Origin of the sequence: Acetobacter estunensis (genome assembly GCF_011516945.1) — a bacterium.
Classification (GTDB): domain Bacteria; phylum Pseudomonadota; class Alphaproteobacteria; order Acetobacterales; family Acetobacteraceae; genus Acetobacter; species Acetobacter estunensis.
Genome location: NZ_WOTH01000012.1, coordinates 50,359 through 75,146, shown reverse-complemented (window position 1 = coordinate 75,146; position 24,788 = coordinate 50,359). Strand labels below are relative to the sequence as shown.

The 24,788-nt window shown below is 62.9% G+C and carries 20 protein-coding genes; 6 read left to right on the top strand and 14 right to left on the bottom strand.

Annotation, left to right across the window (positions count from 1 at the left end):
• Positions 1 to 28 precede the first annotated feature (28 nt).
• The 6 genes from tsaE to GOB87_RS07940 all read left to right on the top strand — a co-directional run bounded on the left by tsaE (position 29) and on the right by GOB87_RS07940 (position 10,167).
• Positions 29 to 514: a tRNA (adenosine(37)-N6)-threonylcarbamoyltransferase complex ATPase subunit type 1 TsaE gene (gene tsaE / locus GOB87_RS07965; RefSeq protein WP_166314770.1), complete on the top strand. Its 486-nt coding sequence runs from the start codon at positions 29 to 31 to the stop codon at positions 512 to 514.
• On the top strand, positions 511 to 3,600 hold the full coding sequence (gene addB, locus GOB87_RS07960; RefSeq protein ID WP_166314767.1) for a double-strand break repair protein AddB: 3,090 nt from the start codon (positions 511 to 513) through the stop codon (positions 3,598 to 3,600). The genes tsaE and addB overlap by 4 nt, the downstream gene beginning before the upstream one ends.
• The gene (addA, locus tag GOB87_RS07955) at positions 3,597 to 7,115 is read left to right on the top strand and encodes a double-strand break repair helicase AddA (RefSeq protein ID WP_166314764.1); all 3,519 of its coding nucleotides are present in this window, start codon (positions 3,597 to 3,599) and stop codon (positions 7,113 to 7,115) included. The genes addB and addA overlap by 4 nt, the downstream gene beginning before the upstream one ends.
• A 93-nt stretch (positions 7,116 to 7,208) precedes the next feature.
• The gene (gene trxA, locus GOB87_RS07950; RefSeq protein ID WP_166314761.1) at positions 7,209 to 7,535 is read left to right on the top strand and encodes a thioredoxin TrxA; all 327 of its coding nucleotides are present in this window, start codon (positions 7,209 to 7,211) and stop codon (positions 7,533 to 7,535) included.
• A gap of 308 nt (positions 7,536 to 7,843) precedes the next feature.
• Complete coding sequence (locus GOB87_RS07945; RefSeq protein WP_166314758.1) at positions 7,844 to 8,305, top strand: hypothetical protein; 462 nt, start codon at positions 7,844 to 7,846, stop codon at positions 8,303 to 8,305.
• A gap of 290 nt (positions 8,306 to 8,595) precedes the next feature.
• Entirely contained in the window at positions 8,596 to 10,167 is a 1,572-nt protein-coding gene (locus tag GOB87_RS07940) for a 2-isopropylmalate synthase (RefSeq protein ID WP_166314755.1), read from the top strand.
• A 261-nt stretch (positions 10,168 to 10,428) separates the two neighbouring features.
• Here the strand turns inward: GOB87_RS07940 and GOB87_RS07935 are convergent, their stop codons facing one another.
• The 14 genes from GOB87_RS07935 to nuoH all read right to left on the bottom strand — a co-directional run bounded on the left by GOB87_RS07935 (position 10,429) and on the right by nuoH (position 24,784).
• Positions 10,429 to 10,800 (bottom strand): hypothetical protein, encoded by a 372-nt coding sequence (locus GOB87_RS07935; protein WP_166314752.1) that lies wholly within the window; start codon positions 10,798 to 10,800, stop codon positions 10,429 to 10,431.
• Between the two features lie 230 nt (positions 10,801 to 11,030).
• Positions 11,031 to 12,002, bottom strand: a complete 972-nt coding sequence (locus GOB87_RS07930) for a L,D-transpeptidase (RefSeq protein WP_242006242.1) — start codon at positions 12,000 to 12,002, stop codon at positions 11,031 to 11,033.
• Positions 12,003 to 12,097: 95 nt separating this feature from the next.
• The gene (locus GOB87_RS07925) at positions 12,098 to 12,778 is read right to left on the bottom strand and encodes an ABC transporter ATP-binding protein (protein WP_166314749.1); all 681 of its coding nucleotides are present in this window, start codon (positions 12,776 to 12,778) and stop codon (positions 12,098 to 12,100) included.
• Positions 12,771 to 14,018, bottom strand: coding sequence for a lipoprotein-releasing ABC transporter permease subunit (locus GOB87_RS07920; protein WP_166314746.1), 1,248 nt, complete (start codon positions 14,016 to 14,018; stop codon positions 12,771 to 12,773). Before GOB87_RS07920 ends, GOB87_RS07925 begins: the two co-directional genes overlap by 8 nt.
• Positions 14,018 to 15,346 carry a proline--tRNA ligase gene (gene proS, locus GOB87_RS07915; protein ID WP_166314743.1) on the bottom strand — a complete coding sequence of 443 codons (1,329 nt, stop codon included), beginning with the start codon at positions 15,344 to 15,346 and terminating at the stop codon, positions 14,018 to 14,020. Before proS ends, GOB87_RS07920 begins: the two co-directional genes overlap by 1 nt.
• Before the next feature lie 150 nt (positions 15,347 to 15,496).
• Complete coding sequence (locus tag GOB87_RS07910; RefSeq protein WP_166314740.1) at positions 15,497 to 17,146, bottom strand: ribonuclease J; 1,650 nt, start codon at positions 17,144 to 17,146, stop codon at positions 15,497 to 15,499.
• Between the two features lie 9 nt (positions 17,147 to 17,155).
• Positions 17,156 to 17,968 carry a type III pantothenate kinase gene (locus GOB87_RS07905; RefSeq protein WP_166314737.1) on the bottom strand — a complete coding sequence of 271 codons (813 nt, stop codon included), beginning with the start codon at positions 17,966 to 17,968 and terminating at the stop codon, positions 17,156 to 17,158.
• A complete protein-coding gene (locus GOB87_RS07900; protein WP_264805842.1) occupies positions 17,952 to 18,743 on the bottom strand; it encodes a biotin--[acetyl-CoA-carboxylase] ligase in 792 nt (263 codons plus the stop codon). The genes GOB87_RS07905 and GOB87_RS07900 overlap by 17 nt, the downstream gene beginning before the upstream one ends.
• A 7-nt stretch (positions 18,744 to 18,750) precedes the next feature.
• A complete protein-coding gene (gene nuoN / locus GOB87_RS07895) occupies positions 18,751 to 20,175 on the bottom strand; it encodes an NADH-quinone oxidoreductase subunit NuoN (RefSeq protein ID WP_166314731.1) in 1,425 nt (474 codons plus the stop codon).
• Positions 20,176 to 20,221: 46 nt separating this feature from the next.
• Positions 20,222 to 22,165, bottom strand: coding sequence for an NADH-quinone oxidoreductase subunit L (nuoL, locus tag GOB87_RS07890; protein WP_166314728.1), 1,944 nt, complete (start codon positions 22,163 to 22,165; stop codon positions 20,222 to 20,224).
• A gap of 5 nt (positions 22,166 to 22,170) precedes the next feature.
• Positions 22,171 to 22,494 carry an NADH-quinone oxidoreductase subunit NuoK gene (gene nuoK / locus GOB87_RS07885; RefSeq protein ID WP_194303270.1) on the bottom strand — a complete coding sequence of 108 codons (324 nt, stop codon included), beginning with the start codon at positions 22,492 to 22,494 and terminating at the stop codon, positions 22,171 to 22,173.
• Positions 22,491 to 23,231, bottom strand: coding sequence for an NADH-quinone oxidoreductase subunit J (locus GOB87_RS07880; protein ID WP_166314725.1), 741 nt, complete (start codon positions 23,229 to 23,231; stop codon positions 22,491 to 22,493). Before GOB87_RS07880 ends, nuoK begins: the two co-directional genes overlap by 4 nt.
• 42 nt (positions 23,232 to 23,273) lie before the next feature.
• Entirely contained in the window at positions 23,274 to 23,762 is a 489-nt protein-coding gene (gene nuoI / locus GOB87_RS07875; protein WP_166314722.1) for an NADH-quinone oxidoreductase subunit NuoI, read from the bottom strand.
• Positions 23,762 to 24,784 carry an NADH-quinone oxidoreductase subunit NuoH gene (nuoH, locus tag GOB87_RS07870; protein ID WP_166314719.1) on the bottom strand — a complete coding sequence of 341 codons (1,023 nt, stop codon included), beginning with the start codon at positions 24,782 to 24,784 and terminating at the stop codon, positions 23,762 to 23,764. Before nuoH ends, nuoI begins: the two co-directional genes overlap by 1 nt.
• Positions 24,785 to 24,788 lie beyond the last annotated feature (4 nt).

Genomic DNA, 24,788 nt, shown 5'->3' with positions numbered 1-24,788 from the left:
GCCCACACCCAGACGGGATGACGCGCCCATGACCGCCCGCACTTTCCGGCTGGACAGCCGGGCCGACACCGAACGCCTTGCTTGCTCCCTTGCCTGCGTCACGCAACCGGGCGACGCACTGTTGCTGTCCGGCCCCTTGGGAGCTGGAAAGAGCGTGTTCGCCCGCGCCTTCCTCCGGACACTGTGCGAAGATCCCTCTCTGGACGTGCCAAGTCCGACCTTCACACTGGTGCAGACTTATGACTCGCCCAAAGGCGCCATCTGGCACTTCGATTTGTGGCGGCTTCAAGGTCCGGAAGCACTGGAAGAACTTGGATGGGATGACGCGCGCGACGGAATCGTGCTCGTGGAATGGCCCGAACGGCTGGAAGACCTCACCCCCACACCGGCCCTGCATCTCACGCTCACGCCGCATCCGGCTCCCGACAGAAACGAGGATGAGGACACGCCCCGCACCGCTACACTGAGCGGCTGGGAGGACCGTCCGCTGTCCGAGGATTTCCCACTGGCATGACCACCGCTCCCCGTATCGTCACCATTCCGGCCCATCTTCGCTTTCTCGACGAGATGGCCGCCCGCTGGAGCGCGGGTGTGGACCACGATCCCGAGCGTATCGGCGACGGCACGATCGTGCTGCCCGGACGCCGCGCCGCGCGCGCCCTGACGGAAGCCTTCCTGCGACAGGCCGATGGCCGCGCCATTCTTCTGCCGCGCATCATGCCCGTGGGCGGCCTGGATGAGGCTGAAACCGCCCTCGCCAATCCTGACAGCCTGCTGCTGCCTCCCGCCGTGCCGCCGATGCGCCGTCTGGCAGTGCTCACGCGGCTGGTGCTTCAGGCCGGCGAGGCTTTCGGCACCCGTCCGATGCTCGATCAGGCGTGGCCTCTGGCCCGCGCTCTGGCCGATCTGATGGATGAAGCGGAATGGGCGGGCGTGGATCTGGCCGAACGACTGCCCGATGCGGTGGCGGACGGCTTCGCACAACATTGGCAGGTCACGCTGCGCTTCCTCGAAATCGTCACGAAAGTCTGGCCCGACTGGCTGCGCGAACAGGGGCTGATGAACCCCATCGCCCGGCAGGTCGCGTTGCTCAAGGCGCAGGGCGGTTACTGGGCCGGACACGCCGCCGCTCATCCGGACGGACGGCTGTGGGCCGCAGGCTTCACCAATGCTTTTCCCGCCACCGTCGAGGCTCTGCGGGGCATCCTGCGTCACCCAAAAGGCGAACTGATCCTGCCGGGACTGGATCTCACAATGGAGGGGGAGATTTTCGCTTCCCTGCCGGACGGTCACCCACAGGCCGGTCTGTCCCACCTGCTCGCGGCTCTCGATGTCCGGCGCGACGATGTGAAGGAATGGACCTCCGTGGTGGACGATGACGCGGCGCATCGCGCCCGGCTCGCCGCCCGCAGCCACACCATCGCCCGCGCCCTGCTGCCCGCACAGGCTCTGTCCGACTGGGCCGCCGATCCAGCCCGCGTGGACTGCGGCGGCCTCACCCGCCTGAACGCCGCCGACCAGCAGGAAGAAGCCGCCGCCATTGCGCTCATCCTGCGCGACGCCATCGAGAAAAAAGGGCAGCAGGCCGCCCTCGTAACGCCCGATCGCGCTCTGGCCGGACGTGTCGCCGCCGAACTCGGTCGCTGGGGGATTCTGGCGGACGATTCGGCGGGCGAGTTGCTCATCTCCACACCTGTTGCGGTGCTGCTGCGGCTCATTGCCCAAGCCGTGGACGAGAAACTCGCCCCCGTGGCGCTCCTGTCCCTGCTCAAGCATCCTCTCGTCGCCTGCGGGCTGACGCCCGGCGCCTGCCGCGCTTCCGCCCGCCTGCTGGAACGCCGCCTCCTGCGTGGCCCTGCCCCGGCTCCCGGTCCGGACGGGCTGCGCGCGCGGGCTCACGACATCGCCCAGCATCCTTCCCGCACGCCCGACGCCCCGGACGGCACTTCCGCCGACCGGCCCGATGCGCCACGCCCACTGGACGACTTTCTCACACGACTGGAAGACTGCCTCGCCCCCGCGATGGACGCCGCGCGAGAAAACCGCTCCCTGCCGGATCTCATCACGGCACTCCTCACCACCGCCGAGGCACTGGCGGCCACCGATGACGCAACTGGCGCGGACCGACTCTGGCGCGGTGAAGATGGCAATGCGCTCGCCACTAGCCTGTCGGACCTGCTGACGGCCACCGACATCCTGCCCGACCAGCCATGGACCGTGGTGGACGGCCTGCTTTGCGCCGTGTTCACCGAAGCCCGCATCCCGGGACGCCGCGCCCTGCGCGGACAGGGGGGTGCCACGCTGGAACTGCATCCACGCGTTTTTATATGGGGACTGACCGAAGCCCGCCTCCAGAACGCCGATGTCATGGTGCTGGGCGGGCTGGTCGAAGGCGTGTGGCCTCCCGCCACCGATCCCGGTCCGTGGCTCAGCCGCCCAATGCGCGCGCGTGTCGGGCTGCCCGCGCCGGAACAGGCCATCGGACAGGCGGCGCATGATTTCGCCGCCTGCGTGGCCTCGGCGCGCGAGATCGTGCTCTCCACCCCCGCACGGCGTGACGGCGCCCCCGCCGTGCTCGCGCGATGGCTCGTGCGGCTGGAAGCTTTCCTTGCCGGACGCGGACAGCAGCTTGTGGACCATCCGGCGCAATCCTGGCTGGGCGGCATCGACCGACCGGAGGGGCCGCCGCAACCGGCTCCCCCACCGGAACCCCGCCCGCCCGTAAAAGCCCGTCCCCGCCGTATGAGCGTGACCGAGATCGAGACGTGGATGCGCGACCCCTACGCCATCTATGCCAAGCACGTGCTGAAACTGCGTCCGCTCGACCCATTGGAACAATCCGTGGATGCGTCCGATTACGGCACACTCGTCCATGACGCGCTGGACGACTGGTTCGGTAAACATGGCACGGATTGGCCAAAGAACGCTGCCGCCTCGCTTCGCAGTACCTTTCTTGCGACACTGGAAAAAGCCGATCTGCGCCCCGCCCTTGCCGCATGGTGGCGTCCACGGCTGCTGCGCATCGCGGACTGGGTGGCCGAGACAGAAACCGCACGACGAAACGAGAATGTTCCTCACGCCATCGTCACCGAAACGAAAGGCCGCGCCGCCATCGCGGACGCGCCCGGCGGTCCCTTCGCTCTGACGGGCCGCGCGGACCGGATCGATATTTCTCCAGAGGGAGCCCTGACCTTGCTGGACTACAAGACCGGCACAGTGCCCTCGAACAAGGCCGTCATCGGCGGATGGAACCCGCAGCTTCCTCTTGAAGCGGCCATGCTCACACTTGGAGCCTTTCCTGATGTAGCCAAGGCTTTTCCAGAAGGCGCAGACCTCTCTCTGGCCGACCTGCTTTACTGGCGGCTGACCGGCGGCACACCGGCCGGCGAGGAAAGCCCGATCCGCAACAAGGACCAGACACTGGCCGATCTGGCCGCGAACGCATGGGACAGTCTGCGCCGCCGCGTTGTGGCCTATGACAGCCTCGCCCAACCCTATCTGTCGCATCCCCATCCGGGCAATGAGCCCCGCTTTGCCGATTACGCCCAACTCGCCCGCGTGGCTGAGTGGAGCACCGCCCGCGAGGAGGGCAGCGAATGACGTCTCCGTCCCGCTCCGCCATCGCGCTGGCCTGCGCCCAGCAGGACGCCGCATCCGACCCGAACGCCTCTGTCTTCGTCTCCGCCTCGGCCGGTAGCGGCAAGACCAAGCTGCTCATCGACCGGCTGTTGCGGCTGATGCTGCCGCGCGAAAACCCGCGTGACCCACTTGGACCGCTCATCCCCGGCACCAATCCCGGCCGCATCCTGTGCCTGACCTTCACCAAGGCAGCGGCGGCCGAGATGGCCGTGCGACTCCAGCGCACACTGGGCCAGTGGGTGACACTACCGGACGAAAAGCTCAACGCCGCGCTGCGCGCCCTGCACGTTCCCCCCTCCGCCCGCGCGGAGGCGCGCGCCCTGTTCGCCCGCGTGCTGGACCTGCCGGGCGGGATGCGTATCGGCACGATCCATGCGTTCTGTCAGTCGCTGTTGCGCCGGTTCCCGCTGGAAGCCGCGATCAACCCGCACTTCACGCTGCTGGAAGACACGGACGCGACCCTTGCCTTACAGAACGCAACAGAAACCGAACTGGCCCGTCTGCCAGCACAACAATTAGCCACACTGGCAGCGCGTGTACCGCTGTCCGAACTGACGAAGCTGCTGGCGACTCTGCGCACCACCGATCTCTCGCGTGAAGCCCTGACATTGGCCGCGACCGATCCGGATCGGCTGCGCGCACTTCTGCGACAGGGTCTGAAACTTACCGATGACAGCACAGACGATCCTGTTCTTGACGCCTGCGCCGATATTCCCGACGAAGATTCCCTGCGCGCCGATCTGCGTGTGGTGGCCGAAGAAGCTTCCGACAGTGTGCGTCGTATGGCCACCGCGATGCTGGACTGGCTCTCGCAGCATCCACCCGAACGTGCGAAAGACTGGTCCACATGGCGCGGACTTTTCCTCACGGCCAAAGGTGAACCCCGCAAGAATGCCGGTCTGAACAAGAAGTTTGCCGATGCTCATGAACGCATCGCCGAGCGTCTTTTCACCGAGGCCACCCGCATCCTGCATGTGGAAGACCAGCGCCGCGCCGCCATTCTGGCCGATCTCACTTTCGCACTTCTGCGCACGGCCGCGCCCATTCTCACAACCTATGGCACCGGGAAAAGTCTGCGTGGGCAGGTGGAATATGACGACCTGATCCTGCGCACACTCGGCCTGCTCCGCGATCCGGGTGCGGCATGGGTGCTCTACAAACTCGATGGTGGCATCGATCATCTTCTGCTCGATGAGGTGCAGGATACGTCGCGCGAACAATGGCGGATCGCAGGTGGCCTGACGTCGGATTTCTTCTCCGGTGAAGGAAGCCATGATCCCGCCTTCGGACCACGCACGATCTTCGCTGTGGGTGACTACAAACAATCCATCTACGGCTTTCAGGGCGCGGACCCGGACGCTTTCCACACATGGCGAAAGCGTTTTGAAAAACGTGTGAAGAATGCCGGAGAGATCTGGCGCGAACCGCAACTGACCGTCTCCTTCCGCTCCACAGCGCCCGTGCTAACGCTTGTGGACGCCGTGTTCAGTCATCCCCTCGCCGCCCGAGGCGTGGCGGAACCGGGTGAGAACATGCCGCGCCATGAAAGCGCGCGCCCCGGTGAGGGCGGACGGGTGGAGCTGTGGCCGCTCGTGCCGCGCGAGAACGGCGAAGACAGCGAGGACACCACGCCGGACCCGTGGGCGCCGGCCGTGAAAAACGAAACGCAGGTCTCGCCTCGTCAGAAACTGGCTGAGACGCTGGCGCGCTGGATCGCAGGCGAACTGCTGCGTCCACCCGAACCCGGCGAAGCGCCATTGACACCTGCCGACGTGCTGGTTCTGGTGCCACGGCGCTCTCCCTTCGTCGGCGCACTCATCCGGGCATTGAAATCGGTGGACGTGCCGGTGGCAACCCTCGTGCGCACAGGACTTGCCGATCAGACCGTGGTGCAGGATCTGATGGCGCTGTGCGATGCGCTGCTCCTGCCGCAGGATGACCTGACGCTGGCCTGCGTGCTGACATCACCTCTTGGTGGCGTGAGCGACGACAGCCTGATGGCGCTGGCCATGGGCCGTGAAGGCGAGCCGTTATGGACGGTCCTGCGCGAACGCCATGCCGAACGTCCTGACTGGGCTACCGCGTGGCGCTTCCTCTCCACGCTGTTCCGGCAGGTGGACTACATCTCGCCCTATGCGCTGCTGACGGCTGCTTTGGGAAATCTTGGTGGCCGAGCACGTATTCTCGCCCGTCTCGGCCCGGAAGCTGCGGAACCGATCGATGAGTTGCTCTCCGCCGCCCTGCGTTACGAGGATGCGCACGCCCAATCCCTGCAAGGTTTTCTCCACTGGCTGCGCAATTCGGACGAATCCGTAAAACGCGAGCCGGACACAGGCGGGAACGCCGTACGTGTGATGACGGCGCACGGCTCCAAGGGGCTGCAGGCGCGGCTGGTCATTCTGCCCGACACCATCGGCGCACCACGCTCGGACACAAATCTTCTCTGGCTTGAGGGGCAAGGCGATGCCCCTCCCCTGCCCGTGTTCCTTCCCCGCGCGGATGTCGCCACCGATCTTACGAAAAGTCTTTCTGAGAACGTGAAGCGTCGGGCGGCCGAGGAATACAACCGGCTGCTCTATGTGGCCCTCACCCGTGCGAGCGACCGGCTCGTGATCTGCGGTTGGGAACCGCGCACGCTGGGAGACGAAAGCTGGTATGCCCGCTGCGTGGACGGCTTCACCTCCGCGGGCGCGAAGAGCGAACCGTTCGATCTGGGATGGGATGGTGGGAAACTGGTGATCGAGGAAGCCCGCACCACGGCGGGCAGACCACGTAGTGTCGTGGAACGCCCGCTTCCCGCGCCATTGCCCAGATGGGTCGGCACGGCACCGGACTGGACACCCCAACCGCCCCCCAGCGAACCGCCGCTGGCACGTCCGCTCTCCCCCAGCCGCCCCGACGACGTGAAGCTGGGAGAGCGCCCCGCCTCGCGCTCCCCGCTCGATCTGGCGGCGCTTACGCCCAATGCCGCGCGTGAAGCGGCTTTCCGACGCGGCACTCTCGTCCATGCGCTGCTTCAGTTCCTGCCGGAACGTCCCGCCAACGACCGCACCGACATCGCCTATGACTGGCTGCGTCGCCGAGGCAACGGACTGGACGATGAGGAGGCGATGCGTCTGGTCGCCCGCGTGCTTCAGGTGATGGACGACCCGCAACTTGCGCCCCTGTTCGGCACCGCAAGCCGTGCCGAGCAGCGTCTGGCCGGTGTGGTGGAAGAGAGCGTGATCGTGGGTCAGGTGGACCGGATGGTCGTCACGGACGACGCCGTGCTGCTGTGCGATTTCAAGACCAACCGCAAACCGCCCGTGTCCGTGGACCGCACGCCCGTGCTCTATCTACGCCAGATGGCGGCCTACCGCGCCCTGTTGCACGCGCTCCATCCAACACGGGAGATACGGTGTGCTCTCGTGTGGACGGAAACGCCTTCCGTCATGTGGCTGCCCGATGCATTACTGGATGAATACGCGCCGGGGTAAAGATTTTCGTTTGAGCACTCTTCTCTGAGCCGACACTTGACCCTGTCCCGCCAACCCCCAACTGTGCAGACACACCATCAAGGGAACACACCTATGAGCGAGAACACCGTCGCCGTCACTGACGCCTCTTTCGAAAACGACGTCCTCAAGGCGTCCGGCCCCGTTCTGGTTGATTTCTGGGCCGAATGGTGCGGTCCGTGCAAAATGATCGCCCCCGCGCTCGATGAGATCGGCGCCGAGTTCAAGGGCAAGCTGACGGTCGCCAAGGTCAACATCGACGACAATCCGGAAACGCCCAACAAGTTCGGCGTGCGCGGCATTCCCACACTCATCCTGTTCAAGGACGGCAAGCCGGTGGAAACGCAGGTTGGCGCGAAACCCAAGAGCCAGCTCAAGGCATGGGTCGAAGGGCTGGTCTGAGCCACTCTTTCCTCACTGACATCATGTAAAAACGGGAAGCCGGGCTGATGCTCGGCGTCCCGTTCTGCCTTTCAGGTGACGGCACGCCAGCCCCACTACCGCACACGTATTCACAGATGCTTGAGCGATAAATAACCGTACAAATCCAGTACACTTTCAGGTTCTGAAGCTATTTCCTCTTTTCATCATGCGTTCCGACCGAGGCAAAGACCTGACATACGCATGACAGACCGGCACGTAGCGCTCTTGCCGCCCTCCAACGAGAAACGAACACTGCACTCGTTGTTCGGATTTTCAGGAGGTTAACCATGAACACAGTGCGCAAGGTCGCCCTCGCCGCCCTCGGCTGCCTGACACTGGCCGCCGCCGTGCCCGCCGCTCACGCAGCCGACACGACCACCAAGACCGATGACAGCGGCATCACGCTTCCTGACGTGAAGGTCGCTCTGCCGGAAGTGAAGGTTGGACCGGGACCGTCCGTGGACAACGCTTCCGTCGGTAATGTCGCCGGCCTGATGTATTATTGCTACGCCCACGGCATCGACGATGACACGACCGTCCGCTCCGTCGGGCGCTCACTCGCCAAGCGCGATGATGTAAAGGGCGATCCTGCTTATCCGGCTGGTGGCGTCGGTCGTCTGACCACGGCAGCGGGGCAGATGACGGACCTCTCCACCCTGCCCGACGATGTCCGCACAGCCACCTGCGCCCACGCCGCACAGCACGCCATCCGGCTGGATGACGGCAGTTTCCTCGTCCCGCAGGACTGACCGCGCCTTACCCGCGCAGGATAAGGAGGCGGCGTCTTGTGGTTGCAACGCCGCCTCGATTCTGTATGTAATGCCTCCATGACGACCGTCCGCACCACCTCCGAGTCGATGAAGCGCTTTCGCGCCACGGCTGCGTGCGGCCTCTCCCAGCTTCTTCTCCTTCGACTTATCCGCCCCTGAGCGAGCAGACTGGCCCAACGCCGGTACGCCCAGGGGATATTGCGAGCAGGGCGTTTCGTCCGTAAGCGAGGACGAAACAGGGACCAAGACACGTCACTTCCGAGGCATCCATGACCTTCGAACATCCTTCTTTCGGCCGCGTCAGCAACGACCGCGTCTTCATTTTCGACACCACGCTGCGTGATGGCGAGCAGTCGCCCGGCTTCTCCATGAATCTGGAGGAAAAGCTGCGCATGGCCGAAGCGCTGGCCGATCTGGGCGTGGACGTGATCGAAGCGGGCTTCCCCGTCGCCTCCAAAGGTGATTTCGAATCCGTGGCTGAAATCGCCCGCGTGGCCAAGGGCGCCGTCGTCTGCGCGCTGGCCCGCTCCGGCGGCAAGAACGACATTCAGGCCGCAGGCGAAGCCATCGCCCATGCCGAGCGCGGACGCATCCACAACTTCATCTCCACCTCTCCGCTGCACATGAAATACAAGCTGCGGATGGAGCCTGAGACGGTTCTGGAGATCATCACCGCAGGCAACAAAGCCGCCCGCAACCTGACCGCGGATGTGGAATGGTCCGCCGAAGACGGCTCACGCACCGAGCCGGACTTCCTGTGTCGCTGCGTGGAGGCCGCCATCAAGGCGGGTGCGACCACCATCAACATCCCCGACACCGTGGGCTATGCCACGCCCGAAGACATGGAGAAGATCTTCTCCATGCTCAAGGAGCGCGTGCCGGGCGCGGATCAGGTCATCTTCTCGGCCCACAACCACAACGATCTGGGTCTGGGCGTCGCCAACACGCTGGCCTCCCTGCGCGGCGGCGCGCGGCAGGTGGAATGTACCATCAATGGCATTGGCGAGCGCGCGGGCAACGCGGCGCTGGAAGAGATCGTCATGGCGATCCGCACGCGCCACGACCAGTATCCCTACACCACCGGCATCGAGACCACGAAGCTGCTCAAGCTATCGCGGATGCTGTCCACCATCACCAGCTTCGATGTGCAGCCCAACAAGGCCATCGTCGGGCGCAACGCCTTCGCGCATGAGAGCGGCATCCATCAGGACGGCGTGCTGAAGAACGCCGCTACCTATGAGATCATGACGCCGGAGAGCGTGGGCTGGTCCAAGTCCTCGCTGGTGTTGGGCAAGCACTCGGGCCGCGCTGCGTTCCGCGACAAACTGGCGGCGCTGGGGTACACGCTGGATGATGACAAGCTGAACGAGGCATTCCAGCGCTTCAAAGATCTGGCCGACCGCAAGAAGGTTGTCTACGACGACGACATCGTGGCGCTGGTCGATGACGAAGTGCGCGATCACGCTCGCATCCGTTTCCTCGCGCTGGATGTGGAAGGCGGTTCACGCCGTCCCGCCGAGGCCACGCTGGAACTGGAAATCGATGGCGAACTGGTGGAAGCCACCGCCACCGGCAACGGCCCCGTGGACGCGGCTTTCAATGCCATCCGCCACGCTTTCCCACACGATGCCCGTCTGGCCCTGTTCTCGGTCGGCGCCGTGACCGAAGGTACGGACGCACAGGCACGCACCACAGTGCGTCTGGAAGAGGACGGCAAGATGGTGGACGGTCAGGGCGCAGATGCGGACACGGTGGTCTCCGCCGTACGGGCCTATGTCCATGCGCTGAACAAGCTGCTGGTGAAGCGGACACGGGCGGAGCCGGAAGCGCTGCCGGCTTGAGGGGAAGTGGTGTCGGGGGTGTGGTTGCCCCCGACGGACCCGGGAAGGGCTGCTGACATTTGTGGGGTGGTTTGGGGCTAAGTTGCCGTTTTGTAGGTAATGTTTATGTCGGCTTTGGGGGGGAAACGGAATGTCTCCTATCTCTCAATTGAGGCGCAAAACCTGACATTGGATGACATTACGTAGATTGAGCAGCTTCTACGGTTGTAGAGATGCTTCAGGAAACAGGCCATTTCCATTATGAAAACTTCTATTCTGTATCTATTTTGGAGGTTTACCTGGCATCTTACTTAAATCAAAAGAGCTAGCATTATGCGCAATTCTAAATTCAAGCTCTATTTTTTCACCCGTTTCAATACTTGCAAAGTTCTCCTTACCGGAATACAAATTATCTACAGAATTAATTAGAATATCTAATATTTTTTCAGGAGAAACCCAATCCATATCTTCCCACATTTCGATAAGTTCATCATTTTTTTTCTTTAAAACCAATCTCCACAAATGAAATGTCGAGAAACAATGGTTTGTTTTATTTTTATGATCTGCGCCAGTGACACAATAATCATGAAATGTTGGGATATTGTTTTCGGGGTCTTTTGCTTGCGAAGAACTTGAGTAGCTTTTGTATTTCACGATACACTTTCCTTTGCGTATTGCCTTTATTAAAAGCATGATAAAATCTGATTGTTAGATGAATATCTCACGCCCGCAAGATATTTTGCCATGCTTAAAATGCAGGCCAAACAAGTAAGGTGTCACAGATGCCTTCCACATGTACAATAGCAATTACCAGAATTCCGCTTTCCCTTGCTATATAGAGCTTTGCGAATGACCGACATGAGGGCGTAAGCCGCCCTTCGTCCCTAAGCCTTCCGTGCCTCCAGCAACGCCCGATCACTCGGCACCTCACCAGAATCCACCACCACCAGCGCCTCACCTGCAATCGGAGACGGCACCCGGTCCTTCGGCAACAATGCCTTGAAACGCGGATCGTAACTCGCTGCCTGCTCGTATTCGACGTCGAGCAGGCCGTGATGATCCATGAACACATTGAACGTCGCGGGAATCCGCACGCAGCCTTCGGACGCCGGATGCCCCAGCCGCCATTCAAGGAACTGCGGGTCCGTAGCGTGCATTTCCAACCGGATGTCGCCCGTCTCACCTTTGGTGAGCCAGCCTTTCACCGCATTGTGCCAGCCAAAATCCCACACGCGCATTCCCTTGGCGCCAATGCCCCGGATGCCGTTCTCGTTCTTCGTCCCTTCGGCGCGATAACCCAGACGATCCGTTGTGTTGGGAAACACGCCCGTCGGCGTGATGTAGTAATACTTGCGGCCCGTCGTGCCGGTGGAGACCTTCACGCTGCCGATCACCATCCAGTCGGTCGTGTCCGGCAGGGCAAGAATGAGCGCCAGACGCTGCACCTTCGGGTTACGATCCACGACGGCAATGACCTGTGCACGGGTAATGCGAAAATCGGACTGTGCAATCTGGTCCTGCGCCAGTTTCACCCATTTCGCCTTCTGATCGGCGGTCAGCTTCTGCACGCCCACGACCTCGCGCCGCATCGCGACAGACAGTTTCATGGCCTCGGCACGCGCGGCGTCATCGTCCAGCGACGGCAGAGGCGGCACGATCACGGGGGGCGGTGCAGGAACGCTCTCCGGCGGCACGACAGAAGAGGCTGGATCGGTGGGGGCTGTGGGCGGCGTCTCGCCCATGACGGACAAGGAACCGGCGGTGGGAGCGGTCGTCTCGCCCGCTGTTTCGCACAAGGCGGGTGAAGACCACGCTGCCACCGTCACGGCCAGCGCCGCCGCTCCCAAAGCCTTCATTCTTTCGCTGCCCTTTCACCGGCCTGTTGTGTCTCGTTTATGATGCACCACAATGACCGACAGGTGAAACACCCCTCACATATCCGCGAGGGCACCTATAGTTCGACCAGCACACCGTCGCGCAGCGCCACCACCCGATCCATGCGCCGTGCCAGATCGTCGTTATGGGTGGCGATCAACGCTCCCAGACCGGACCCCCGTACGACCCGCAGAAGTTCATCGAACACCACATCCGCCGTCGCCACATCCAGATTGCCGGTCGGCTCGTCCGCCAGCAGGATTGACGGCGCATTGGCCAACGCACGGGCAATCGCGACGCGCTGCTGCTCACCGCCCGAAAGCTTGCCCGGCAGATGGTTCAGCCGATGTCCCAGCCCGAACAGGCCAAGCAGTTCATCCGCCCGCACACGCGCCTGCGCTTTCGGCACGCCCGCGATCATCTGCGGCAGCATGACGTTCTCACGCGCCGTGAACTCGCCCAGAAGATGATGGAACTGATAGACAAAGCCGATCTCGGAACAGCGGATAGCGGTGCGCTCGCCGTCCGGCAGCTTGGCCGCGTCTCTGCCCGCAATCCGCACCGTGCCGCTGTCAGGGTGATCCAGAAGTCCCGCCACATGCAGCAACGTGGACTTGCCCGTGCCGGACGGGGCCACGAGCGCCACCGTCTCACCCGCATTGAGCGTAAAGTTTACGCCGCGCAGGACATGCAACGTCTCGTCGCCACTGACGAACTCCCGCGCCACATCGCGCAGATGCATCACCGCCTCAGCCATGACGCAGCGCCTCCACGGGGTCCGTCTTGGCCGCACGCCATGAGGGATAGAGCGTCGCCAGCAGCGACAGACCCAGCGCCATGACAATCACCTCGATCACCTGTCCCCACACCAGCTTGGCGGGCAGATGCTCAAGATAATAGACCTCCGGGTTGAACAGGTTGGTGCCCGTCAGTTTCTGCAAAAGCTGGCGGATACGCTCGATGTTTTCGCAGAACACCACACCGATCAGCGTGCCGAGCACCGTGCCCGTCACGCCGACGGACGCGCCGCACATCAGGAAGATGCGCATGATCGCACCGCGCGTAGCTCCAAGCGTGCGCAGAACCGCGATGTCCACCGTCTTGTCCTTCACCATCATGATGAGGGACGAGATGACATTGAACGCCGCGACCAGAATAATCAGCGTCAGGATAAGGAACATTACGTTCTGCTCGACCTGCACGGCGCCGAAGAACGCATTGTTGCTGCGGGTCCAGTCCAACACCCGGATGCGCGGATCGCGCAGCGTGTTCACGATGGCCTGCGTGATGGGCCGCACATTCTCGGCGTCCTTCGTCATCACCTGAATCTGGCTGACGGCATTGGGCATCTGGAAATAGACCTGCGCCGCCTTGAGCGGCAGGAACACATAGCCCGCATTGTAATCGTTCACGCCCGCGTCAAAGATCGCCACGACATGATAGGCCCGCACACGCGGCATCGTGCCGAACGCCGTCGCCGCGCCATTGGGCGAGACCAGCGTGATCTGTGAGCCGATGTTCAGCCCCGCACGATCCGCCAGCGTCACACCGATGGCCACGGCGTCATCGCCATCGAACTGATCCAATGAACCGGCGATGATGGACGAACTGACCGCCGACAGATCCGTCAGCCCCTGCCTTGTCATGCCATGGACCACACCACCGGCGCTGTAGTTGCCGGCACTCAGCAGCACCTGTCCCTCAAGCAGCGGCGTGGCGCTGACCACGCCCGGCACCTTGCGCACCCGTGCGGCCACATCATCGTAATCCGTGATCGAGCGTGTCACGCCATAGAGCGAAAGATCACCGTTGAGGCCAAGGATGCGGCCCATCAGGTCGGAGCGGAAGCCGTTCATCACCGCCATGACGATAATGAGCGTGGCCACGCCCAGCGCGATCCCCACCAGCGAGAAGATGGCGATGACCGAGACAAACCGCTCCCCCTTGCGGGCGCGCAGGTAACGCCCGGCAACGGCGCGCTCGAAGGCGTTGAACATCAGCCCTCCGCGGCCGGAGCGAGCACTTTCACCAGCGCTTCATCGGCGGACAGTTCGAACCGCTCGCCCGTGGCACGGCGCTTGAGTTCGACCTTGCCGTCCTTGGCTCCACGTGGACCGACGATGATCTGCCACGGATGGCCCATCAGATCCGCATCCGCGAACTTGGCACCCGCGCGGTCGCTGCGGTCGTCATAGAGGAACTGCGTGGGAGCCTTGTTGTAAATCGTCTCGCACACCGCATCACAGGTTTCGTCACCCACCTTGAGGTTCAGGATCGCAGCCTTGAAGGGGGCGACACTGTCCGGCCAGATGATGCCGTTTTCGTCATGGCTGGCTTCGATGATCGCGCCCACCAGACGCGACACGCCGATGCCATACGATCCCATCTCCGGATAAACCGGCGAGCCGTCCGGCCCCGTCACCGTGATGTCCATCGACTTGGTGTATTTGGTACCGAAATAGAAGATGTGCGCGACTTCGATGCCGCGCCCTTCACGGCGACGATCCTGCGGGACGGACGCCCACGCCGTCTCGTCATGCTTCTCGTCCGTCGCGGCGTAATAAGACGAAACGTTGTTGAAGAAGCGCTCCAGATCCTCGGACTTGTCCACGTCCACCGGATCGGCCAGCCAGTCCAACGTGTCCAGCGCGCCGTCATAGAACACGCCGCTCTCCCCAGTGGGGGCAAGAATCAGGAACTCATGGCTCAGATCGCCGCCGATCGGGCCTGTGTCGGCCACCATCGGCACCGCGCGCACGCCCAGACGCTGGAAAGTGCGAAGATAGGACAGCATCATGCGGCGATAGGTATCGACCGCGCCCTCGTAGTCGATATCGAAGCCGTAACCGTCCTTCATGTAGAATTCGCGGCCCCGCATCACGCCAAAACGCGGACGCACCTCGTCACGAAACTTCCACTGGATCTGATAAAGAACCTGCGGCAGTTCCTTGTAGGACTTCACCGCCTGCCCGAAGATGTCGGTGATGACTTCTTCGTTCGTCGGTCCGTACAACAGTTCACGCTCGTGACGGTCCTTGATGCGGAGCATCTCGGGACCATAAGCGTCGTAACGACCCGATTTCTTCCACAGATCGGCGGACTGGATCGTGGGCATCAGCACTTCCTGCGCGCCCACACGATCCTGCTCTTCACGCACGATATTGGCGATATTGCGCAGCACCCGCAGGCCCGCCGGCAACCAGGTGTAGATGCCCGAAGCCGTCTGACGCACCAAACCGGCGCGCAGCATGAGACGGTGCGACGCGATCTGCGCCTCCGCCGGGGTTTCCTTCAGGGTGGGCAGAAAACTGCGGGACAGGCGCATGCGCGACAACTCTCGTGACAGAAATGCAAGGCATTGAAACAGCGTCACCCAACCGGATGACATCGGAGGCGTAACTGTTCTCCCACGCGGGCGCAGGATGCAAGCGCCCAGCCCCCGCGACCGCTGAAAGCCGTCGCGGGGCGAGCGGGATCAGACGCGCAGGACGTGAACGTCCACCAGCGGACGCTTCTGGAGCTTGCGGCCCAGCGCGCGACGCAACGCCGTCTTGGCGGCCTCGCGAAACGCCTGATCGTCCAGACGCAACTCGTCGGGGATCTCGTCGATCGCCTGCGCGAACTCCTCACGCACACGGATGCTCTCAGGCTCATCCGGCTCCAGCAGGCCCGGCGCGCTGATCTTGGGCTCACCGATCACATAGCCCTCATCGTCCACCGCGAAGCTCGCGATGATGATGCCGTTGAACAGCATCTTGCGGCGCGCGGTCAGCACATCGCCCGTCATGGCCAGCAGGCGATTGCCGTCCACTGCCAGGCGACCCGTGGGAGCCGTGTCCACCACCTGCACCTTGCCCGGCGCCAGATTGAGGATGTCCCCGTCTTCCAGAAGAACGGCGGCAATGCCCTTTTCCTGAGCGAGCGCGGCATGCGCCGTCAGGTGACGCCACTCGCCATGCGTCGGCACGGCGTATTGCGGGCGGATGAGGTCGTACATCGTCCGCACATCGTCCGCCGTGGCATGACCGGAGCAATGGATCATCACCCCGTCCTTGTCGGTGATGACGCGCACGCCGCGACGGGTCAGATTGTCCTGCACCTGCATGATGGCCCGTTCGTTTCCGGGGATCATACGGCTGGAATAGATGACCGTATCGCCCTCGCCCAGCGCGATGGACGGATGCGTGTCGGAGGCGATGCGCGAAAGTGCCGAGCGCGGCTCGCCCTGACTGCCGGTGATGATCATCACCACCTGTTCATCGGGAAGATCGTTGGCTTCGTGTTCCGTCAGGAACGGCAGCACGCCCGAGAGATAGCCGCACTCACGCGCCGCCACATCGAGATTACGCAGCGAACGCCCCACCAGCACGACCGTGCGCCCCGCCGCCTGCGCGGCCATGGCGATGGTCTCGACACGCGCCACGTTGGACGCGAAGCACGTCACCGCGATGCGCCCCTTGAGCGAGGAGATCAGCTCCGTCAGCCCAATGCGCACTTCGCCCTCGGAACGCGATGCGCCCGGCGTCATGACGTTGGTGCTGTCGCACACCAGCGCCAGCACGCCCTCGTCACCGATCTGACGCAGACGCTCCACATCCGTCGGCGGCCCGACCATGGGGGACGGATCGAGCTTCCAGTCGCCTGTGTGGACCACAAGCCCGTGCGGCGTGCGGATGGCCATCGCCTGCGCTTCCGGCACGGAATGCGTCACAGGGATGAACTCAATGTCGAACGGACCGACATTGAAGCGTCCGCCACACTTGATGACGTGGATCTTCACTTGCTGATCAAGCCGCGCCTCGCCCAGCTTGCGGCGCAGGACAGTCGCAGCAAACGGCGTGGCGTAGATAGCGCAGCCCAGCCGCGTCCACAGATGCGCCACAGCGCCGATGTGATCTTCATGCGCGTGCGTGATGACCAGACCGGCCAACTTGTCGCGACGCTCCATGATGTAGGTGGGATCGGGCACCAGAATCTCGGCTTCCGGCGTATCGTTGCCCGAAAAGCCGATGCCGCAATCCACAGCCAGCCATGTCTCGCCCAACCGGTAGAGGTTGAGGTTCATGCCGATCTCGCCCGTCCCGCCCAGAGGCAGGAAGGCCAGACCGTCGTCGTGTTCTGTCATATCGTCAGGTCATCCTTCTTGTGTGATGTCAGATGCGTTGTGCAGTGGCGGTTCCGGGTTACGTTCGGCCAGAAACCGCAATCCATTGATGGTCAGTTCAGGATCGATGTGATCGAAGATACGTGTGCCTTCCGAAAAGAGCGGAGCCAGACCGCCGGTCGCAAGCACCTTCATGGATGCCCCGAATTCCTTGCGGATCCTCTCAACAATCCCCTCGACCAGTCCGATATACCCCCAGAACACGCCCGACCGCATGGCCATGTTCGTGTTCCGCCCGATCACCAGCCCGCCTTCGGGCCGTCCAATTCCGATGCGTGGCAGACGCGCCGCCGCCGTATGCAGCGCCTCCACCGAAAGATTGATGCCCGGCGCGATCACGCCGCCGCAATAGGTTCCATCTCCTCCCACGACATCGAACGTCGTAGCCGTGCCAAAGTCGATCACCACAAGCGGACCGCCATACAGCCTGTGCGCCGCCAATCCGTTGAGCAGCCGGTCCACGCCCACTTCCTGCGGGTTGTCCAGCGCAATCGAAAACCCCCAGTCCAGCCGCGGCGAGGCAATAAGCGGCTCGACCTCGAAATACTGCCGGCAAAGCTGCCGCAGGTGATAAAGCGCGGCCGGCACCACCGTTCCAATGGCGGCACCGGTGATGTCACGAGGCGAGAGACCTTCATTGTGCAGCAGGGTCAGCAGCCAGACAGCGTATTCGTCCGTGGTCCGCGCGGTCTGCATCGAGATGCGCCATGTGCCGCGCCATTTTTCGCCGTCATCCACGGCAAAGACGACGTTGGTGTTGCCAGCGTCAATGACCAGCAGCACGACCGGAACCCACTTCGTTTGTCACGTGATTGCCAAAGAGGACATCACCGGTAATCACACGCTCCACCTTGCCGTTGCAATCAAGGAGCAGTTCCCCGCCCTCTCCAATGCCCATGAAAAGGCCTTCAGCATAGGTTCCCATGCCCCGAACCACAAGAGGCGAGCCAAGGGGCAGCCCGCGCGCAAGCCACGCGGCATGGAGAGCCGCCACGCCTTTCTGCGCCAGAACCGTCCGCCACACGTCCAGCGCCTCCAGCAGCCGTAGCGCCAGAGGTTCGGGCGCGCAGTCCACCCGAAACTCCCCCAGACACGCCAGCCGTCGGCCCGGCACAGCGGGCGAAGATGTCAGGTTTCCACCAAACCCGATCACCACCCACGGGGACGCTCCGCCGCCGGTCTCGATCAGGATGCCGCCCAGCTTGCGGCCATCGTACAGAATGTCATTGGGCCATTTGATGCGCAGCCGGGAACTGGAGCGCTCGCCTCCCAGAGCATCGTGAAACGCCAGAGCCGCAAGAAACGGCCATATATCGGGACGCGCTCGCTCCGCCTCTTCCGGCCGCAACAGAACGGAAAGCGCCAAGCTTTCGCCCGGATCGGACCACGAACGCCCCCGGCTGCCTCGCGCTTTCGTCTGACGACGGGCAAGGACCGCGAGGCAGCCGCCTTCGCCTCCATCTGCCCGCTCGACACATAAATCGGAGGTGGAGGGCAGTTCGTCATACACCTCGAACCGCCAACCCAATGGAACCGGGCCGAAAGCCCCGTCCGTCACGCGCCCCTCAGCCAACGAGCGCCATGGCCGCTGCCCGTGCAGCGTCGCTGATCGGCCCCAGCCCCAGCAGGAACAGCACCGTCGCCAGTCCCATGGCGATGGACACGAAGGAGACAGAGGCCGCCGGACGGTCGAACGGTGCCGCTGGCGCATCGAACCACGCCACCTTCACCACGCGCAGATAGTAATAGGCGCCCACCACGGCAGAGACCGCACCGAGGAAGATCAGCGGATACAGCCCCGCCTGCCAGGCTGCAGCGAACACCATGAACTTGCCGAAGAACCCGGCCAGAGGCGGCACGCCCACCATGCTGAACATGCAGATGGCAAGGATCAGCGCCATGCCCGGGTTGGTGCGACCAAGTCCCGCCAAATCCGAGATCTCGTCCACTTCCTGCCCGCGACGCCGCATGGCCTCGATCACACCGAACGTGCCCGCGTTCATCACCAGATAGGTCGAAAGATAGACCAGCGTGCCCGTCGTCCCGGCGGGAGAGGCGGCCGCCAGACCCATCATGGCGTAGCCCATGTGCCCGATGGAGGAATAGGCCATCAGTCGCTTGATATTGTGCTGCGGAATGGCCGCGAACGAGCCGAAGAGCATCGACATCGCCGCGATCACTTCCACGAGGATCTGCCAGCGCGGAGACATCGCCCCGAAGGGACCGCTCATCACACGCAGGATCAACGCGAACGCCGCGAATTTCGGCGCACCCGCCATGTAAGCCGTCACGGGCGTGGGTGCGCCCTGATAGACATCCGGCGTCCACATATGAAACGGCACGGCGGACAGCTTGAACGCCAGTCCCACCAGCATGAACACAACACCGATCACCAGACCCAGCGGCAGCGCGCCCACACTGTTGATCTCGGCGGCGATGGGCGCGTACGACAGCGTCCCGGCAAAGCCATAGACCAGCGAGATGCCGTAAAGCAGCAGCCCTGAAGCCAGCGATCCAAGAATGAAATATTTCAGTCCGGATTCCGCCGCCTGCGGGCGATCCCGCTCAATCGCGCACAGCACGTAGATGGAGAGTGAGGACAACTCCAGCCCCACGAACAGCGTCATCAGGCTGGCGGACGACGCCATCACCATCGCGCCCAGCGTGGAGAACAGCACCAGCACCGGCATCTCGAACGGAAGCTCATGGCCCTCATCGCGATGCCCCACCGAAAGCGCCACCGCCACGATGGCCCCGATCAGGGCCAGCACCTTGATGAAACGCGCGAAGGCATCGACCTGAAACAGGCCATGATACCCCACGCCATCCGGGGACAGGCCGACGAGAAAGATCGTCGCCACGAACGCCGCGATGGTGAGCGCCGCCGTGGGCAGGAACGCATGGCCCTTCTTCGTCAGAACGCCGCCCGAAAGCACGACAAGACCACTGACCGCCAGCACCAGTTCCGGCAAGGCAAGCATCCAGTTCATCGCCCGTACTCCATGACGTTCATCAGATCAGTCGGAAAGACGGCGCTCATTGGAAGAACACCACGGTGGTGACCAGCACCACGAGGCCCACAAGCATGGTCAGCGCATAGACCGCGATCGAGCCGGTCTGCGTGCGGGTAGCGACAATCGCCGTATCGCGGGTGGCACGCGCCAGCCCGACGGGCAGCTTCTCCACCGCGCCTTCATCCACACCCCGCCACAGCACACGCGCGATAAAGGCGTAGGGCTTAACGAAGATCACGTCATACAACTCGTCGAAATACCATTTGTTGAGCAGAAAAAGGTAGATCGGCCGAAAGGACGTGGCGATGGACGCGGGCAGTTCGGGTTTGGCGATGTAGAGAACATAGGCCAGCGCAATGCCAGCAAGCCCCACGATGCTCGGCAGCAGCCCGATCAGAGCAGGCACGTCCTCAAGACGCTCCATGATGGTGTTGCCCGGCGCGTTGAAGATCGCCCCGCTCCAGAAAGCCGCCTGCTTGCCGCCGATATAAAACGGCGCCAGCACGACACCCGCCACAACGGCGCCAATGGAGAGGATCACCACCGGACCCATCATCACCGGCGGGCTTTCATGCGCATGATCGTGTGCGTGCTGATCGCGCGGCGTACCGTGGAAGACGAGGAAGATGAGACGCCAGCTATACAGCGCCGTGATGAAGGCCGTGATCGTGCCCAGCACCCAGCCATAGGTGCCGATGCCCGAATGCGAAGCCCATGCGGCGTTGAGAATGGCATCCTTGGACCAGTAACCCGCAAAGGGGAACACACCCGCCAGCGCCAGACTGCCAATCCACATGACAGCGTAGGTCACGGGGATTTTCTTCCACAGACCGCCCATGCGGAACATGTTCTGCTCGTCATGAAGAGCATGGATCACGCAGCCCGCACCAAGGAACAGCAGCGCCTTGAAGAAAGCGTGCGTGGTCAGATGGAACACCGCCGCCTGATACGCGCCCACACCAATCGCCATGAACATGTAGCCAAGCTGCGAACAGGTGGAATAGGCAATCGTGCGTTTGATGTCGGGCTGCACCAGCCCCACGGTTGCGGCGAAGAAACAGGTCGTCGCCCCGATCAGCACGATGAAGATGCGCGTATCGGGCGCAAACTCCACCAGCGGCGACATGCGCGCCATCAGGAATACGCCTGCCGTGACCATGGTGGCCGCATGGATCAGGGCGGAGACCGGCGTCGGGCCTTCCATCGCATCCGGCAACCATGTGTGCAGGAACAACTGCGCCGACTTGCCCATCGCCCCGATGAACAGAAGGGTCGCGATCAGTTCCAGCACCGAATGATTGGCGCCGAACAGATGATACGTCGTGTTCACCTGATCCGGCACGGTAGCGAAGATGTCGTCATACTGGATGGTGCCGAACACCACGAAGATCAGGCCGATGCCCACCAGAAAGAACAGGTCCGCCACACGATTGACCACGAAGGCCTTGATGGCCGCTGCACAGGCGCTCGGGCGCTGATACCAGTAGCCAATGAGCAGGTAACTCGCGAGACCCACGCCCTCCCAACCGAAGAAGAGCTGCATCAGGTCGTTGGACGAGATCAGCATCAGCATGGCGAAGGTAAACAGCGAGAGGTACGAGAAAAACCGGTACCGCGGCATGGAATCGTGCGCCATGTAACCGAGGCTGTACACATGCACGAGCAGCGAGACTGTCAGCACCATGGCCGCCATGGTGATCGAGAGCGTGTCGAAGCGCAGCGCCCAGTTCACATGGAACGACCCCGCATCCACCCAGTGCGCCAACAGTGCCACGCCGGGCATCCCGCCACCGATCAGACCGCCCAGAAGCGCGCCATAACTGCACAGCGTCGCCACCAGCATGAAGGCAATGGTCACGGCCTGCGCCGGACCGTCGCCCATGCGTCGTCCGAACAGCCCCGCGATCAGGGAGCCACCCAGAGGGGCAAGAATGGCAATCGAGAAAAGGATGAGTGCGGCTTGCATGGTGCTCAGCCCTTCATCGTCGCAACGTCCTCGACCTGAATCGAGCCACGGTTGCGGAAATAGACGGTGAGAATGGCCAGCCCGATCGCCGCTTCAGCAGCGGCGATGGTCAGCACGAACAGCGTGAGCACCTGTCCCGACAGATCCCCCAGAGCGGCCGAAAACGCCACGAGGTTGAGATTGGCCGAGAGCAGGATCAGCTCCATCGACATCATGATAATGATGATGTTCTTGCGGTTGAGGAAAATCCCGAACACGCCCAGCACCAGCAGCGCCGCGCTGACCGTGAGGTAGGGACCAAGCCCGATCTGGGCGATCGCAGCGTTCATCGTTCCTCTCCTTCGCGGACCACCAGTTCCTCGTGTTCCTCCTCGACGGCCTCTGGCACGCCGTAGGAACCGGGCACCGCCGTGACGTAGTAGGAGTCATGCGGGCGCAGGAAACCGCCATTGGCGTCCGTGCCCTGACCGAGCGGCAGATCCATCATCTCCAGCGTGTCGGCGCGCTTGCGCTCGTGCTGAAGCGAGATGATCTGACGGCGCCCTGTCGGACGGTCGCGCAGCGTGAGCGTAATCGCGCCGATCATCGCGACCAGGAGCACCAGCCCGCAAAGCTGGAAGAGCAGCAGATAATGCGTGTAGATCAGCGTGCCGAGCGCGCCGGTATTGGTCACCGGACCGCCCATCTGTCCCAGCCCACCCGTGATGGGCAGCGGCATGACGGGCGAGAACATCCAGTGCAGCCCGGCCATCACCAGTTCCGCGAACAGGATGCAGCCCACCGCCGCCCCGAACGGCGCGTATTTCTGCAAACCTTCGCGCATCTTCGTGAAGTCGATGTCGAGCATCATCACCACGAAGAGGAACAGCACCGCGACCGCGCCGACATAGACGATCACAAGGATCATCGCGAGGAACTCGGCCCCGGCCAACAGGAACAGTCCCGCCGCGTTGAAGAACGCAAGGATCAGGAACAGCACCGAGTGAACCGGATTGCGCGCGCTGATGACCATCGCGCCAGAAGCGACAAGGATCGTCGCGAACACATAGAAGATCAACTGGAGCATCAGGCCGCCCTTCCCTTGGAGCAGGTCGTCATGACGGGACGATCAGCGATACGGCGCATCGAGTTCGAGCCTCCGTGCCAGCACGCTTTCCCAGCGGTCCCCGTTCGCGAGCAGCTTGTCCTTGTTGTACATCAACTCCTCGCGGGTCTCGGTCGCGAACTCGTAGTTCGGCCCTTCCACGATCGCGTCGACCGGGCAGGCCTCCTCGCACAGACCGCAATAGATGCACTTGGTCATGTCGATGTCGTAGCGCGTGGTGCGGCGCGAGCCGTCCTCGCGCGGCTCGGCCTCGATCGTGATGGCCTCCGCCGGGCACGTCGCCTCGCACAGTTTGCAGGCGATGCAGCGCTCTTCCCCATTGGGGTAGCGGCGCAGGGCGTGCTCGCCCCGGAAACGCGGCGAGAGCGGTCCCTTTTCATAGGGATAGTTCAGCGTGACCTTCGGCTTGAACATCGTCTTGAAGGTCGAAACCATGCCGGAGACGATCTCGGTCAGAAGAAAAGACTTCAGTGCGCGGTCCATGCCAGCCATCAGCTTGCTCCCTGCGGCAACATGCCCGTCGCGAGAAGGAACCCGGCCGTCGCGATCATCCACAGCAGGGACATGGGCAGGAAGATCTTCCAGCCCAGCCGCATGAGCTGATCGTAGCGAAAGCGGGGAAAGGTTGCGCGGGTCCAGATGAACACGAAAAGACAGAACAGAATCTTGGCGATGAACCACAGCGGCCCCGGCACCCATGTAAAGGGCGCGATCCCGAGCGGCGGCAACCAGCCACCAAGGAAGAGGATGCTGACCATGCCGGACATGAGGATCATGTTGGCGTATTCACCAAGGAAGAAGAGGCCGAACGACAGCGAGGAATATTCCACGAAGAAGCCAGCCACCAGTTCGCTCTCGCCTTCGGGAAGGTCGAACGGTGCGCGCCCCGTCTCGGCCAGCGCCGAGATGAAGAACACGATGAACATCGGGAACATCGGCACGCAGAACCAGATGTGCTGCTGCGCCAGCACGATGTCATTGAGGTTCAGGCTTCCCACCGCCAGCAGTACCGAGACGATCACCAAGCCGATGGAGACTTCGTAGGACACCATCTGCGCCGCCGCTCGCAGCGAACCGAGAAAGGCGTATTTGGAATTGGACGCCCAGCCCGCGATCAGGGTGCCGTAAACCCCCAGCGAGGAAATAGCGAGCAGGTAGAGAATACCCACATTGATGTTGGCCACCGCCAGCCCGCTGCCGGTCGGGATCACCGCCCAGGCCAGCATGGCCAGCGAGAAGGTGAGGAACGGAGCGAACAGGAACAGGAACCTGTTGGCCCCCGCCGGAATGATGGTCTCCTTGGTGATCATCTTGATCGCGTCGGCAAAAGCCTGAAGCAGACCGAAAATGCCGTTCACGTTCGGCCCGCGACGCAACTGCATCGCGGCCATCACCTTGCGCTCCATCAGCGTGAGATAGGCCACGGCGATCAGCAGCGGCACCAGCACCGCCAGCGCTTCAAGAGCGATCAGAATGATCTGACCGATCAGCGTACGGAGGAAAAAATACGCCACGTTC